Here is a 14,569-nt window from a genome sequence, read left to right on the forward strand (position 1 = left end):
TTTCCGCTATCGAAAAATTTTTCATAACCAATAAACGTTTTGCTTCTAACAAAACACGATTTCGAATCAGTTCCCCCGCCGAGTATCCCAGTTGCTCTTTGGTTACTGCATTGAGATGATTGGGCGTTATATAGAGTAGAGACGCATAGTCCTTAGGTAACTTAAGCGTCTTAAAATGGATTTCGATCAAATCCATAAAATTTCTGAGCAAAGTGTGGTTAATTTTATTTACTTCTCCCTTTTGTACAGGATCTCTTTGTTTTTCTAAAACATGAAATAAATATAAAAGCGAGACACGCCCAAAATCTAAATCACGCATATTCTGACGTAAACGCTCAAATATATTTAGTACAGAGGCACGCTGATCTTCTCTTATTGTAAACACATCATCTTTCGAACGTCCTGAAAAAAACGAAAAAAAACCAACATGCTCTGATCGAACGAGAAAAGTTTTAAAGAGATCTTTATCAAAGTTTACGATATATCCGTCAGTCCCTTCATCAAAAGCCCAAGTATGTATCTGACCTGGCGACATAAAATAAATACGCCATGCCTCCACGTCAAAAGCTTCAAAATCTAACGAAAATCGGCCTGACCCTTTCGTGAACAATAAAAAATGGTAAAAATTATGTCGATGGGGAAATATCAGGTCACGATTTCGTTTCAAATACCCGGCTAAGTCTTCGACCAAAATTTCTTTATGAAATGGCCCTGAAACCGTACATTGCTCAATAATAGGTATTTTTGAAACCATACACAAAGATACCACAGAGCGGTATTACTGTATAGTACATTTACACCATTTAATGGTATTTTTTACTTCAGAACACTAAAAAAGACCAACAACCGACTTTTTGTGACAGAAAATTCTAAATTTAACACATATCGATGGTAACATCGGAGATTCGATGTTTAAGCTTCGAGCATATCAAACATTCTTTTTATCTACCGTAATTCTAAGTTCTATCAACACAGTTAAATAAGTATTATTAAAGGTCATTAATCGGCATTGAAAAAATCATTAACTTTAACACATGTCATTACACAAAGATTTAGATCTAAAAGAAGCTGTTTTAAAACTTTCTCAAAAAGAAAAGGATAAATTACTCGTCCGATTGGTCGGAAAAGACAAAATGTTAATGAAACAACTTCACTACCAGCTCCTTGAAGGAGAAGAAAATCTAAATGAACGAATTGAGATACTTAAATCCACTCTGTGCGATCTCTTTAGAAATATGCAAAAAGAGAACAAGACTAGTCGCAGTTACAACTTCGAGAAGAACTTAACTGCAAATATTCGCCGCGCAAACGGCCTTGTCAACGAACATGAAAAAATAACCAAAGATAAGTTTAGTGATGTAGAATGTCGACTGCTCGTATTAAACGAAGTTTTCGAATTATATCCGAATCTTTTTAGTCCAACATCTTACTACAGTTCCCCGAAACTCTTAACCTACATACAAACTCGCGTGCGATCAGTCGTAACTAAATACGAAAAACTACATGAAGATTTTCAATTTGACCTCCGTAGTCAATTTCAAAATATGATTGATTTTGCCATCGAGCATAATTTGGATTAAATGACACTGGATGGATACGTTTTAAAACTGCACTGCACTGTCGTTAATTTCGAACTTCTTATCTGTCAATAGTTGATACACCTCTGCTGCAGCTAAAATTGCCGGCCCGTAACTATGCGCCGCAAACTTATTGATCGGTCTGTGATAATAAAATGCTGGATCAAAACCCATGCCCGTACCTACACAAGTTCCTTCAATTTGACCATCAAAATTAATTTTCGAGCTCACGGCATTCCAAGCTTGCAAAACCATGGGACCGTATGCTTGCGCATTCAACCAACCTGCATTAATTCCCCGTGCAATACAATAAGCATATATCGCGGTTGCTGACGTCTCCAAGTACGAATCGTTCCGATCTAGCAATTGATGCCAAAATCCAGTACCGTGTTGCAGGGCCGCCAAGGCTTCAACCTGTTGCCGATACTGCTTAAGCAGTCTCTCTCTCTGCGGATTGTCTTCCGATAACACATTTAAAATTTCAACTTTTGTCAGGAGCGCCCATCCATTGGCACGAGCCCAAAAAAACGTAGGGTGCGGTTCCATCCCCTCCACCCATCCATGTCGATACAAACCTTTTTCTGGTATAAACATTTTCTCCGAGAATAGCCAAAATTGTCGAAACACCTCGTCAAAATATCTTTGCTCTCCGCTATACTTTCCCATCTGTACAAGTGCTGGCAAACTCATATATAAATCATCTAACCAAATTGTATTTTTCAAGGGCCTGTTTCTCGCTAAGATCCCATCCGATAACCGAAACTCCTTATTTATAATGTAATCGACATAATTTTTTATAATTGAATCATAGTCCCCGGCAGATTGTTCGAAATTTTGCGCCTTAATCATCGCAGCGCACATTGAACCTGCGTCATCCAATGCCTCTGGATTAATAACCGAGTGTACAGGCGATCGATAACCTCGATTAGCTTGTTCTAAATCTTTAAATTTGGGAAGTACCTGTGCTATAAAAGCAAGCCTATCATGTGTATAGTTCGAAAACTTCTGGTCTTTGGTCACTTCGGTAGCGCGCAGCAATGCTCCATAAGTCACGCCCCATTCATAACTAATTAAACGAAAATCTCCCTTCTTGAACACTGTGGACGTATCAACTAGTGTGAGGTCGTCTATTGTTACTTCGCTATCCCTGGTCACCAGAGTAGTTGGGGTTACATTATCTAGATAACGATATATTTTGTCCATATCAGCCTTAATGCTATCGAGCGTTGTTTGGCCGTATCGTACAGGATAGTCAGGCTTCAATAAATGTAAGGGCGTACTGGCATCGGTCACTCCTTGAGCTTCGATTAATCTCCTTGGTCCACAACCGCACAAGATGAACAGGACTAGCGACAAAACAGATATATTCTTCTTTATTAGATTTAAGTTCATCAAATTAACTCAAGAAAACCCATACCAACTTTATTGTTTGGGAGGAATTGAGTCACTATTCCTTCTTTGGTTAAACAAATACGACAGTATAACATTGATCAAGTCCGTTCCATCTGTTACAATAAAATTACGTTTAGTTAATTTATGCTGACAAAACGTATTTATCAACTAAATCAACTTACGGAAAGCAATTTCCGTTGCTAATGCAATCTAAACAACGTGCCAGAATACGGCAACCTGCTGTGTCCTGCGAGATCAAAAAATAAAAAAAGCGTATCAAAATTTAAATTTTGATACGCTCTTTCACCGATTCAGTTGTTTGCTACGCCCGATAATAACGAAGTTCAATAATATTATTGGGCATCGGCTGGTCGTTCCAATGCTCATGAATCACAAGGGCGGCACCCATAGCCGTCGCTTGCGCCATCGATGCAGCATAGGTTTCGATATTCTCAAAACGTTTCGCGAGCAGGTTCATAAATATAGTATTCTTACTAAATCCGCCATCAACGAAAATACGTTTAATACGTTTTTGTGAAAACACGAGCTTGGTCGCTGCGACCTGCGCTTCCACGAGGTAAACCATAAAAGCATGATAAGCTTCTTCAAAATCTGCAAACTCGTTTAAGTTAACCTTTTCAAAAGCATCAAGTTCACTAGGGATAGATTTTCCCTGCTTTATTTTCTCGATTAAATGCCAATCAATTTCAATATTTTTAAAGCGCGCCGTAGTGACATTGAAATGATCTGCAATACGTTTGCTCTGCGTTTCATGAACATATCCCCCAAAAAGACGGGACGCTTTCACTGGAGTACCAGCATAAGTCATATAAAACAAACAGTCCCGCTCAAGTTGCTCCTTGGTTAACGCTTCCTCATTAAATGGATTGAAGGAAATACACCAAGTACCCGTGGAAATGAGTATAAATGGTTCATGAAAATTAAGCAAATATGGAATAAGTGCGGAAGAACTATCATGAAGACCGACACCAACTTTATAAGGGCTTCCAGGGAAAGCCGCAGAAAAGACTTCGTCGCCTTTTACAATTGGTGCTAATTTTTTATCAATTCCGGAATCCTTCACCCACGCATGATAATTATTTTCCGTGTAATCCCATAACGCGGTATGACAACCAATACTAGTCATATCAGAATACATCTGCCCAGACACTAGGAAACTTAAATATTGAGGAAGGTGAATACCAAATTTCACCTGCTTAAATATATCTGGCTGCTCGCTCTTTAACCGATAAACCTGAAGCCCCGAATTTAAGCTCCCCAAAACAGGAGATGCAGTTGCAAGTGAAAAGGCTTCCACACCACCATAGCGCGTATGAAGATCATCCTGCAATTGAGCAGGATAATCTTTCAAATAGTTATATAACGGAGTTAGCGGCCTACCATCTTCATTAATATAAACAAAACTCGCCCCATAGGACGTAAAGTTTATTGCTCTAACATCAAACTCCGATCTGCGGAAAACTTCATGTAAAGAATCAAAAACCGAAAGCCGAAGGCTTTCCAGATTCTCACAAGGGTCTCCGTCCTCATCTGTTGTTTCTAAAAACCGGGCAGAACGTTCAAATACGATTTTATAATGCTCATCAAACAAAAAAAGCTTCTTATTTGTCTTGCCAACATCGAAAATAGCGACGACCGGTATACGTTTTTTCACCATAGGTAAATTCTATAATCCTGTAGCTACCGTGTCACTCCCTCGTTCCTCAACAAGTTTACTTCTAATATCTAACTCGTTAAATAAGGCAACTGGATTTAACGCTGCACCATCTCGTAAACGGGCTTCAGCAACAATTGAGCGTACATCCGTACGGAAAGTACCCTGCAGAATTTCTTGGGCACGAACGATATCGTTATTTTGTTGCGCTTCTCGTAAAGCGTCGCGATCGACTAAAAGCGCTTGTGCGTAGGCAATCATAATGGCCTCTACCGATTGTAGTAAATCTACCAACGGATCCTTTAAATTGTGCGAAGCATCAATCATCCAACCTAATCCTGTAGCATGATCTATACCGCGCGCATCCATACCATCTACAAGCTCACAAAAAATCAAGAAAAGTTGATAAGGTTTGATAGCACCAGCCGTCAAATCATCGTCCGCATACTTACTATCATTAAAATGGAAACCGGCAAGTTTACCTTCCATTAATAGCAAAGACACGATTTGCTCAATATTAGCATTTGGTAAATGGTGTCCCAAATCAACTAATGTATAGGCTTTAGGGCCCAATTTATTTGCTAATAGTAAGGACTGTCCCCAATCACCAATTGTCGTTGAATAAAAGTAGGGTTCAAAAGCCTTGTATTCAATAAACATTTTCCAATCCTCAGGCAAGTGCTTATAAATTTCTTGTAGGCTTTCTAATGTATTTTGGAATGCTTCTCGAAAATTAAGTTGCCCAGGAAAAGATGATCCATCAGCCAACCAAACAGTTATCGCCTTTGATCCAAGAGAAATACCGTGCTTGATAACCTCAATATTATGATCGACCGCCTGCTTACGTACTTTGGGATCAACGTGATGTAAGGATCCATATTTATAACTTAACTCTTGTCCTTTCTGATCTTGAAAGGTATTCGAATTTACGGCATCAAAGCCTAACCCGAAACTAGCAGCATGCTCTTTAATACGATCGGGATCGCTTGGAATATCCCATGGGATATGTAATGAAATTGTTCCACTGGAAGCATTTAGTGCATGTAACAAACCGACATCTTCGATCTTCTGCTCTAAGGTACCTGGTTCACCTTTTCCACCAAAACGGCCAAAACGTGTTCCACCCGTTCCTAAAGCCCAACTTGGGATTCCTATTTGAAATTTACGAAGCTTATCGATTATCTCTTCGATACCAGCAATATCTTGTGAAACGTACTCAAAAGCTCGTTTGTGTTTCGCGACAAGGGGCTGGTTATGTTGATCTATAATTTGTTTATCTATTCTCATGGTCTAAAAAAAAATGTTAAAATAATAAAACACGAATGATCCAACAAAACTGTTGGATCATCCTCGTATTCAATTTATCTAACAAATGCCATAGCAACACCGCCATCGACATTCAGTACATTGCCTGTTGATTTATTTAAATTTCCACCCACAAAGGAGAAACAAGCATTAGCAATATCATCAGGAAGTATAATCTCATTCAAAAGTGTACGCTTTGCATAATAAGCAGGAAGCTCTTCGACAGTCACACCATAAGCCTTCGCACGACCTTCGGCCCATCCTCCGGCCCAAATATTGCTATCCGAAATTACCGCATCTGGGTTAACAACATTCACTCTAATTTTCGCTGCTCCAAGTTCAGCTGCGTTTAATCGGCTTAGATGTAGCTGCGCAGCTTTAGCACTTCCATATCCTGCGTTATTAGGGCCGCTTACAAGTGCATTTTTACTCACTATATTAACAATATCGCCACCGATTGCCTGCGCTTTTAGAACATGTGTCGCTCCTTGAGTAACTAGGAATTGACCTTTCACCAATACGTCGTATAAAAGATCCCAATCTTTCTGCGTATGGTCTTCTATTGTTTTAGAAATCGATAATCCAGCATTATTAACAACAATGTCTAGTCCGCCAAATGCAAGTGCAGCCACCTTCATGGCTTCTTCTATTTGCTCTTGATTGGTAACATCAAGTTTCGCTGTAGCAACAGCATCCCGGCCGAAAAGTTCTACAAACTCAGCTTTCGCACCTTCCAGACGTTCTTCATTCACATCATTTAACAATACCACGGCACCTTCGCTCGCAAACTTTTTTGCAATAGCCTTACCGATACCACCTGCGCTACCTGTCACAAGTGCAATCTTACCAGATAATGCCTTAGGCTTAGGCATCCGTTGTAATTTTGCTTCCTCCAACAACCAGTACTCGATATTAAATGCTTCTTGGCGAGGTAACGAAGTATATTCACTAACAGCTTCCGAGCCTTTCATCACATTAATTGCGTTGCCATAAAACTCGGCAGCCACACGCGCGGTTTGTTTGTCCTTAGCAAAGGCGAACATACCTACACCAGGGTATAAAATAATTACCGGATTTCTGTCCCGAATAGCGGGACTATTTGGATGTTTACAGGTTTCGTAATATTCCGTATAAATCTCCCGATAAGCTTGAAACAACGGTTCTAATTTTACTTTCAGCGCCTCGGTGTCGCTTAAGTCCTCGTCTTTATCCAAGTTCAAGATCAAGGGCTGTATCTTCGTTCTCAAGAAATGATCCGGACAACTTGTTCCCAAAGGAGCTAGGCGTTCCAAATCATTAGAATTTATATACTCCAACACCTTAGGGTCATCTGTAAAATGACCAATCATATGACGCTCACTTGAGCAGAAGCCTCTCAATACCGGTGCAATTTTAGCGGCTTGCTCCTTGCGGGCAGTCTCAGAGAGGCTCTCCACCTTTTGACCACCAAACACCGCTCGATTTTTACCGAAATTTTGGCTTAAATATTCAGCACATTTTTCGATTACATCAAGTGAATTAACATAGCTTTCATAAGCCGTGTCTCCCCATGTGAAAAGACCATGAGATCCGAGCATAATACCACGAATTCCCGGATTTTCCTCTAGGCAAGCGCGCAGCTGCAAGCCCAAATCAAAACCAGGTTTCTGCCAGTCTACCCATCCGATCGTCCCATTAAAAATCTCTTGCGTAATCTTTTTACCATCTTTTGCCGCAGCAATTGCGATGGCTGCATCCGGATGCAGATGATCGATATGTTTAAAGGGTAAAAATCCATGTAAAGGCGTATCAATAGATGGTGCTTTTGAGTTTAAATCAAAAATACAGTGGTTGAACAGTTCCACCATCTCATCCTCATGTTCAATACCACGATAGACATTTTCAAGATTCCGTAGTCGATCTACATACAAAGCGGCAAGTCCTGATTTTTTTAGCGTCCCAATATCACCTCCCGATCCTTTAATCCACATCACTTCAACCTCTTGGCCTGTTAATGGGTCTTTATCAATCATTTTGCATGAAGTGTTTCCACCTCCATAGTTCGTAATGCGTAAGTCTGCACCCAATAAGTTTGAGCGATATAACAATAAAGCTACTTCATCACCTTCTAGTGACTTCGCTTTTTGTTCGTCCCATAAATAGTTTACGTGTTTGTATTCTTTCACGGTTAAATAGTTTTATGTTATTATTCTAATGTTTTTGCAAATCCAACTATACAAATAGAAAGGATAATTGTAATAATACCAGCGATGATCGAGGTATATGTTGATTTATTGACGCCCTTCCATTCTTTTAAGATCACACCCCAAGCATTGGAAATTAGGATGATAAATGCCATATGTAAAATCCAAGAACTCGCGCCATTGCCTAGACGACTCTCACCCATTCCATAAAAGAAAAACTGCAGATACCACGTTGTTCCTCCTAAGGCACAAAGCAGTAAGTTTTTAGTTAAAGGCGCCGATTTTTTACCATAGTCGCTAAAAGTTTTATTTTTGGCTAGTAGGTATATACACCAAATTACGTTCGTCGTAAATCCACCCCATAAAATGATTACATAAGTAACATTATTTTGGTATAAAAATTCCCCTTGTGAGGGGTTTGCTGCTTTCCAGAGGTTGTTAGCCACGTCGGCCATCGGTTTACCTGCTTCAATACCAAAATTAAAACAAGCACTGAGCACGCCTGAGACGATAGCAACGACAATTCCGACACCAAAATTGTAGTCCGCCTTTGCTTCAGCAGAAAGATTTGAGAGTCCTTTCTCTTTTAAGATTCCTGCACGTCCACACAGATAAATTCCTAGCACACAAACCAGCAAACCGATCAGTATACATATCCCAGCGCTGGTTGTAAAGAAGTAGTCTATTCCATGCTTTCCGGGTGAAGGGTTTATAAAATAATAGATTGAGGGCATTAACGACCCAAAAACCATACTTAAACCAAGGATCACGCTACTCCCCAAGGACACGCCTAAATAACGAACCCCAAGCCCGTATGTCAGCCCTCCTATGCCCCACAGCAATCCAAACAAAAAGGTATAACCAATCGTTGAGCTTCCAGCCTCGCGAATAATTTCGGCAAAGTTTGGAATCGTTATCCATGCGGCAATCGGCGGGACAATTATCCAGGAGAATAACCCTCCTAAAATCCACATCGCTTCCCAGGACCATCCCTTTACTTTCTTATATGGAACGTAAAAACTCCCCGATGCAAACCCTCCGATAAAATGAAATATAACGCCTGCTAGTGCATTCATAAATTAAACTTTTATTAAAATAGATTCAAATTGATGCTCCAAGGTAAAAGAAATATTGAGCAAAACTGTTATGGACTGTCATGGTAGTTCGCGATAGGTCCAACGTAGTCAATTACTGCGGTAAATTTGCGCTGGTATTTTCCAACATGTTGATTACATCAACTCTACGAGAAGCTGGTAGGACAATCAACTCAACTAACTTCCCTCCCTCCAGCCGTCCTTCGACGGTTGTCTGCTGGGGCGCATGCAGTTTAAAATCTACATCCCAATCTTTCGGCCAAGCGGGAAAAAGATAAATTTTCTCATCGGAACTTTGTAATAGCATTTCTTGTAAACCTATCATTCCCGAACCACCCCAATTATGGTCAGGAACCCAATCATAGCCCGGACCCCAGAAGGTTGGAAATCTACGCTCGGAATCTTTTAATTTAAGTAGTGTCAACCGCCGAGCTTCATCAGTTAATCCAAGGCGGGCCGCAAAGATATTGTCCTGCTTCCATCCGATATGACTTCTGAATTTTAATAAATCAGGATCATGAAAATACGTGTTCCGTGCAAGTTCCAAATCAGGGCGACCGATACCATAAATTCCCCACGGAAAAACCGGATATAACTGCGGTGATTCGGTGTTATTCACCCGTGCCCAGAGCTTTGCTGGGGCGAGCATTTTTACCCCGTGGATTTCTCGTATCGATAAAGGGGGTATTTTTTTCAAAAAAGCTTCGAGATATTGCCGACGAATTGAATCCTTATCATTCGGTAGTTCTTGGATTACTCTTTTGGTCACCTCGGATAGCGCCGCTATCGTGGTGGAAGCATTGTAAGCCATCTTGTAGGTTTCTGCCGAGGAGCCTGGATAGAAAATAAGATGTCCGTTCTGATCGAGTGCTTTGGATCCTAGTTGCTGCGCTACATGATGATAATGTTCATCGAAAAAACGAATACAACTCTCGATGAAAGGAACATAATCCTGAATATCCGAACCGTTGTAGTTTCTCATTTCGAGCATCATCATACAAAACTCCAATACGGTGTCCCACTGATGCTCGAGCCAAGCGTTATATTGAAGTCCCGGATCGTGCTGCTTGGGGCGCTTCCATCCATATTCCGCAGGATTGGGTAGACCAAAATTTTCCAGCTGTTCGGTGAAGCTTGCTCCGCGATGTCCCCAATAAACCTTTGAGCGCATTTCGGCATTGCTTTGTAAACGTTGATAAAACTTGAACTGCGACGACATCATGTCATAGTCCCCGCTCTTCAACATTGGCCAGTATACTAGTCGTTGGTTTTGTGCTGTGTGGGTTCCTCCGCCCCAATTTCTAAAATCAGGCGTAAAGGTAAAAGAACTATCAATACTCGAGGGATCATAGGTAAAAAGTCCTCCATTAAATTTCGTTGGGTACTCCCCGTAGGCATTACAGGCTAACATGTATCGAAAAAGTTGATAGTTACGTCCTATTTTCCAAACCTCGGGGTTTCTTGTAGAGTCTTTAGGAAAGATAGATATATGACTACGCTGCCAAAACTCTTTCCACCAAGCCTCATTTTTTCTTTTAACTGTCTTCCAGGACGCTTCGCCTAAACGGCACTGCTGAAGTTGGTCGAACCATGCGCGGATACCTTCGGTCTGCTCGACATGTAATGTCACTTGCACCTGATGTGAGCGAGCTGGCATTTTACTTTTCAATTTCCAGGAAGCATAGTCGGTATCCATATACACCCCATGACCCGTTCCTTGGAACGCTAGATTCCGACCAGACATCTTCCCTCCAGAGATTAAGTTAGCTAAAGGGTTAAATAATGAGTCTTTTACCTGGTCTAGTCCTTGTTGCTTGGTTACAATATCGAATGCCGTAGAATCTTCATTGCGATGAAAAAAAACGATTGATTCGCCCTGCACGTAGATACTATCTTTGGGTGTACGTACAGGATATGGGGGAGCCCACTTCCACGAATTTGCATTATTTTCTTTTTTCTTTGGAAACCTATCCTGATATCGCCAACTTTCATACGTTGCCGCTAACTCCACCTTTTTATTCGCCTGTATTTCCACCTGTATATTTGGCGAATGCACATCTACCCATAGTAAAAGATCGGCTTTCACCCCGTTATTTTCACCATTGATGACCAACTGTCCTTTATCAAGGTCTAAGCGCTGTGAAAATGTCTGTCCGTCAAAAGGGTTTGGAGAAAGCTGCAATCGAACTCTACCAAGCTTCAATAAGGTGTTATTCTCATCGAAAGCGCCACTTTTTCCTAGATAGAGCAAAACATCACCATTTTCTACCCACACGTTAAGTCCTATATCACCACCACCAACAGGCATCGATTCCGATGAGTTTTTACTAGGACTATTCCAAGTTACATTATAGGATTCTATTGGAAAATCCTGTCCCTTGACACCTAGTGATACAGAAATTAAACAAATGAAGAGTATAAACAATCTCATATTATGCGATTACCAATTGTCAGTTCGGAAGGAGCTTACGGGAAGCCCATTTACACCAAATAAATCTCCTAAAACGAAATCTTTAAATGCATAACGGACCGCCACAGGAGCGGGCACTCGCAATGAGGATACCGTTACCGTTTTGCCGTTTATTATTGCTTGTGCGGGATGAAATATTTTATCCTCTCCCGCAATTTCGAATGTTTGAAGTTCCTTTCCAAAGGAACTCAAACCTAGCGGGGCATCCTTGAAACGTACAACAGCTGTGCTACCCTGAATTTCTATACTATCATACAAAGGACTCCTGTAATTCAGTCCCCGAATTCCATATGCATCGCCTAGCGCTAAGAGCGCCAAACGATCGGCTCCTTCAACTTTGCGGGAAGGATGTATTCCGTTTTCTTCACCAAGATCCATTGTGACAGCCATTCCACTATGTGTAAGTTTTTCTAATGATTTGCGCTGGGCATCTCGTAGGTACGCAGAGTTATACTTACCGCCCAGAAGATAAGGTGGCAATGCAGCATAATTAAAAGGTGCAATCTGCGTAAAGTAAAAGGGCATTTCTGTGCTGCTCCATAGTTTCCGGTATTCGTTAACCAATCGAGGGAATAATACCTCATACTGATCTGCCCGTTCGTAATTAGATTCTCCTTGATACCAAATGATACCTTTAATACCATAACCAATTATTGGGTGAATCATTCCATTATACAGCATCGTCGGAGTCCGATTTTTATCTTTTATTTTTGTCTGCTGCTTTGGCAAATCGATATCCTGCTGGTCTTTAAGCCAAACGGCATCCATCCAAGCTTCTACATTTGATCCGCCATAGCTGCTATGGATCAACCCAACTGGAACCTTTAATACCTCTCGTAATCTACGCCCAAAAAAGTATGCCGTAGCACTGAAGCCGGCAACATTCTCTGGCGCAGCGGCTTTCCAGCTAGAGGTTTTACTATCTTCTACAGGCTGCATCTGCGGATTACGTGGCACGGTATACAGACGTAGCAAACTATCGCTAGCAGAAAGTATAGCTTCCGTACTGCCGATTATGGGCTGTCCCGGATAACCTTTTAACGGCATTTCCATATTAGATTGCCCAGAGCAGAGCCATACCTCGCCTATTAAAACATCCTGGAGCTCAACAAGATTACCTTGTGATATTTGAATTTTATATGGGCCCCCAGCCGCAGGGGTATTGATCAAGATGCGCCAACGTCCATGCTGATCAGACTTGACACGATAGGATTTTTGGTCCCATGAGCTTTGAAGAGATACTTCCGTGGTGGGGTCTGCCCATCCCCATACGGGCACCATTTTTTGTTGCTGTAGGACCATCCCGTCGGTAAAAATCGCAGACAGGCGTACCTCTGCACGCGCTGAAACCAAAGCGTTTAGAAGCAATCCCAAAGTCAATAAACCTTTTATTTTCATATCCTAAATCTCTATGTTAATTAATAGCTGGCAACCAAACAGACATATCTCCAAAAGTTCTATTTCCCCACGCAAAATAAGGTACCAATCGTAGTGGAACCGCATCCTTTTGGTTAACACTCACCTCACGGTAGAGGCTCTTCCACTCTTGGGTCTGTCCGGTGTATCCTTTTCCTTCTAAAAATACGATACGCTGTCCCAAAACTTGCTTTTCAACAGGCTTAAAGCTATCGCCAATTCGTAACTTAAGATCAAAAATATCCGTTTGTGGTGTTATATCCTCTTGTTCAAGGCAGTAAACAATTGGCCCGCGCATAATAGCTACTTGATTTCTTGTTTCTTCCACTAATGGATTTGACTCCATAAACGATACCTCAAGAGGCAGCTCCATACTTATATTATCTCCCTGCTCAATTGTAGCATCAATGTTCGCGTATCCCTTCTCTATAGTATAATCTACAGGTTTGTTATTCTTTTTTATCACAACATTCTTTGCCCATCCAGGAATACGTAATTTCAAATCAAGCGCTGCCGGCCACGTGTCAATAGTAAACGTTACATCCCCTTGCCACGGATAATTAGACTCTTGATGTACTTTGATAGGTTTTCCCTCTTTTTCCGTTTCGATTTTATTTCCACCGTAAAGGTTAACCCACAGCGCATCATCGGATAAACTATAGGCATACGCGGCTACCTCGGCAATGGTACGTACAACATTAGGAGGACAACAATTTGATAAAGAAATATACGGAACTCTTTTTTTTGACCATCGCTGCTGGAAAGGCATGGAAGAAGAATATCGGAGTGGGTTGGTATACAAAAATTTGTCACCGTCAAGACTAATGCCCGAGAGCACACTATTGTAAAGCGCTAACTCTAAAACATCGATATATTTACCATCTCCCGTTAAATTCGCCATGCGCCAATTCCATAACACGTTCCCTATATTGGCACAGGTTTCATTATGGGCCGTCGTATTTGGCAACTGATAGTCTCGGCCAAATGCTTGATGCACCTTCTGTACCTCCTGTGGATCGTAAGACGTACCGTCCGGAGAAGTACCATCATACAATGACCCGAGCCCCCCAGTAATATACATTTTATGTTGTACGACGTCAGTCCATATCGACGTTAGTCTGTTGCTAAGAGTAGTATCTTGTACTTCTGCACATAGGTCAGCCACGCCAGCGTAGAGATAACTAGCTCGAACAGCATGCCCAATAGCTTTATTTTGCTGCCGAAAGGGCACACGGTCTTGATTATCATCCGTACCATCGGCAATCTCCCCTTTGATATCGATAAGGTGTTTTGCAAGCTCCAAATATTTGGGATATTTAGTGGTTCTATAGAGTTCTACTGTCCCCATATAATGTGAAGGGCAAATAGCGTTTCTAGCTAAAGTTGGATTGGAATTTTTATAAAACCCATATAGATAGTCCGCGGCCTTGATAGCTATATTTAATAATTGCTTTTCA

At 41.1% G+C, this 14,569-nt stretch carries 10 protein-coding genes; 1 reads left to right on the top strand and 9 read right to left on the bottom strand.

Features of this window, described 5'->3' with window-relative positions; genetic code table 11:
• Positions 1-754: AraC family ligand binding domain-containing protein (locus HP439_RS12195; protein WP_172390617.1), on the bottom strand; the 754-nt coding region annotated here is incomplete at its 3' end.
• Between the two features lie 280 nt (positions 755-1,034).
• On the opposite strand from HP439_RS12195, the gene HP439_RS12200 reads away from it, so the two are divergent.
• Positions 1,035-1,580 (top strand): hypothetical protein, encoded by a 546-nt coding sequence (locus HP439_RS12200; protein WP_172390618.1) that lies wholly within the window; start codon positions 1,035-1,037, stop codon positions 1,578-1,580.
• Between the two features lie 21 nt (positions 1,581-1,601).
• On the opposite strand, the gene HP439_RS12205 is transcribed toward HP439_RS12200, so the two are convergent.
• From HP439_RS12205 to HP439_RS12240, 8 genes are all read right to left on the bottom strand, one after another.
• Positions 1,602-2,969: a glycoside hydrolase family 88/105 protein gene (locus HP439_RS12205; RefSeq protein ID WP_172390619.1), complete on the bottom strand. Its 1,368-nt coding sequence runs from the start codon at positions 2,967-2,969 to the stop codon at positions 1,602-1,604.
• A gap of 322 nt (positions 2,970-3,291) precedes the next feature.
• The gene (locus HP439_RS12210) at positions 3,292-4,647 is read right to left on the bottom strand and encodes an FGGY-family carbohydrate kinase (RefSeq protein WP_172390620.1); all 1,356 of its coding nucleotides are present in this window, start codon (positions 4,645-4,647) and stop codon (positions 3,292-3,294) included.
• Positions 4,648-4,656: 9 nt separating this feature from the next.
• Positions 4,657-5,931 carry a sugar isomerase gene (locus tag HP439_RS12215; protein ID WP_172390621.1) on the bottom strand — a complete coding sequence of 425 codons (1,275 nt, stop codon included), beginning with the start codon at positions 5,929-5,931 and terminating at the stop codon, positions 4,657-4,659.
• 74 nt (positions 5,932-6,005) lie between these two features.
• The gene (locus HP439_RS12220; protein ID WP_172390622.1) at positions 6,006-8,114 is read right to left on the bottom strand and encodes a bifunctional aldolase/short-chain dehydrogenase; all 2,109 of its coding nucleotides are present in this window, start codon (positions 8,112-8,114) and stop codon (positions 6,006-6,008) included.
• Positions 8,115-8,134: 20 nt separating this feature from the next.
• Positions 8,135-9,208, bottom strand: coding sequence for an L-rhamnose/proton symporter RhaT (gene rhaT, locus HP439_RS12225; RefSeq protein WP_172390623.1), 1,074 nt, complete (start codon positions 9,206-9,208; stop codon positions 8,135-8,137).
• Positions 9,209-9,320: 112 nt separating this feature from the next.
• Positions 9,321-11,657, bottom strand: a complete 2,337-nt coding sequence (locus HP439_RS12230; RefSeq protein WP_172390624.1) for a DUF5703 domain-containing protein — start codon at positions 11,655-11,657, stop codon at positions 9,321-9,323.
• A 9-nt stretch (positions 11,658-11,666) separates the two neighbouring features.
• Complete coding sequence (locus HP439_RS12235; RefSeq protein WP_172390625.1) at positions 11,667-13,094, bottom strand: sialate O-acetylesterase; 1,428 nt, start codon at positions 13,092-13,094, stop codon at positions 11,667-11,669.
• A gap of 16 nt (positions 13,095-13,110) precedes the next feature.
• Positions 13,111-14,569, bottom strand: a 1,459-nt coding sequence (locus HP439_RS12240) for a glycoside hydrolase family 127 protein (RefSeq protein ID WP_172390626.1), incomplete at its 5' end; no start/stop codon positions are given.

The organism is Sphingobacterium shayense (genome assembly GCF_013179575.1).
Lineage (GTDB): Bacteria > Bacteroidota > Bacteroidia > Sphingobacteriales > Sphingobacteriaceae > Sphingobacterium > Sphingobacterium shayense.